The organism is Paraburkholderia sp. GAS348, assembly GCF_050434205.1.
Taxonomy (GTDB): domain Bacteria; phylum Pseudomonadota; class Gammaproteobacteria; order Burkholderiales; family Burkholderiaceae; genus Paraburkholderia.
Window position 1 is genome coordinate 1 of record NZ_JBNPVT010000060.1, and the last position, 2,145, is coordinate 2,145.

Sequence of the window (2,145 nt, forward strand, 5' to 3'; positions counted from 1 at the left end):
GGTCAAGGCGAGTACTGCAGAAAGCGAGGCATCGCAGGCGCTCCTGCGCTCGGTGCAGCTTTCGCTTCAGGCGGACGTTGCCGCGAACTATTTCAGGGTCCGCGAGCTGGATGCGGAACTGCAGGTGTATGCGCAGAACGTTTCGCTTCGCGAGCAGCAGCTCAAGCTTGTGCAGTCGAAGTTCGCGAATGGCGATATTGCCGAACTCGACGTCGCGAGGGCGCGAGCCGAGCTGGCAACGGCGCGCTCCGATGAGATGACAGCGCAGCGACAGAGGGCCACCGCCGAGCATAGCCTTGCGGTTCTTCTGGGCAAGGCGCCCTCAGAGTTTTCGATGGCCTCGAACCCGTTGAAACCGGTGCAGATCCGGATTCCACCGGGGTTGCCGTCTGCGCTGCTCGAGCGACGGCCCGATATTGCCGCCGCTGAGCGTGCGACGGCTGCGGCAAATGCGCGAATTGGTGTCGCCAGGGCAGCCTACTTCCCGTCGCTGTCGATCACGGGTAATGCAGGGTTCGAGTCAGCGACGCTGGGAGACCTCTTCAAATGGTCCAGTCGGGCATTCCTGCTCGGCCCGCTTGCCGGTACTGCGTTGACGGTGCCCATGTTCGACGGGGGCCGCCGCAAGGGAAACCTGGCGAATGCCCGGGCGGTGTTCGATGAGGACGCGGCGAACTACCGTCAGCAGGTCCTTCAGGCGTTCCAGGAGGTCGAGGACAACCTGTCGGACCTGCGGATTCTTGAGCAGCAGACCCAGACCGAGAACGAGGCCGTGCATGCATCGCAGCGTGCCGCGGAGATTTCGCAAACCCAGTACAAGGACGGCGCCGTCAATTATCTCGACGTGATTGACGCCGAACGTACGGTACTTCAGTCGCAAACGACGGCGGTCCAGCTTTCCGGCGTTCAGGCGGCTGCTACCGTGAACCTGATTCGCGCGCTGGGCGGTGGATGGGGTGATGCGGTAACCGTCGGAGCTGCTGATACGCAGCAGCAGACCAAGTAGGGTTCTCGCGGGCCGTGTACGCTGTGTGTCAAGTATGCGGAGCACACATGGTCGTCTTTAACCAAGAGATGTTATTTGGGGTAATCGTCCTTTTCGTCCAATTTCTGGCGGCTAGTGTCAAAGAACGCTTATTTATCAGAGACTTGGTAAATGTGTGTTTCGAGGGAATGTTGCAGCACAGGAGATCCCCGCTGGACGGGGCTCTGCGGGCGATGACCGCCAGAAATTGCACGAAAAGGACGATTACCCCTTGTCTGTCGACATCGCCCGGAAACAGTCACCTCGGTAGTCAATCGCTGACGCGTGAACACACACTCGCGGCGGATCTGTCCAGTCCATGCAAACGAAGTACTGAATGTCCGCCTGCAAAGAACGCGAATGACAGGAACGGGTTGCTTACTGACTTTTCCCGTCAATGCGGATCGGCGTGTGTTCCGAGGCTGACCGGCTAAGGACCGCCCTGTCCCACCGACAGGAACAGCGCGATGATCAGGAAAGCCCTACTGCCACACCACGGGGCTGAATGCCGGCCGCCCCAATCATCGCAGCCGTCGGGGATGGCGGCTCCGCGACTTTGCTGCTGCGCTGCGGCGCATGTAGGGTCGCTTCATCCTTGTGGCGGGGGAAGTTGTTCATGGGGTGCGACGAGCGAGGCCGATAAGCTTCGCACGGCCAGCCCACACTGAATCTGTCATACTCAGGCATCACCCGCGCTAGCCTACGGAGCCGGTTACCTTCGCGGCGACTTTGCGCCACACGCCGATCGCGACGACATACATCTGTCTGCACGGTGAGGACGCTGAACGGGCGCGGCAATCTAACGAGGCATTTGGGTACCCGACCAGTAGCAACAACTTTAGTTGTGTGAGCGCATCCGGTTCATATAAGGGCCAGTGTCCGCAAATGAAGGGTATGATAGCTCTGAACTATCCGGGCCTTCATTTCCGGGCGCCTGCTACATCTGTGAGACGAACCCTAACCTGCCCCAGATCGTCACGATGCTTCCCCGGGTTGAAGGGTCAATTTCAATGGTGATAAGTGGTATTGAACTAAACCGCTGACGCGGTATGGTGGCTGGCCGACGTCCCTGTCCTGGCCGGCGCCGCGAGCATTCCTTTCCGGGTGCGACGATGACAGTG

The 2,145-nt window shown here is 60.0% G+C and carries 1 protein-coding gene; it reads left to right on the forward strand.

The window, feature by feature from the left end:
* On the forward strand, positions 1-1,006 hold a 1,006-nt coding region (locus tag P3T22_RS33150), incomplete at its 5' end, for an efflux transporter outer membrane subunit (RefSeq protein ID WP_429327276.1).
* Positions 1,007-2,145: the final 1,139 nt, after the last annotated feature.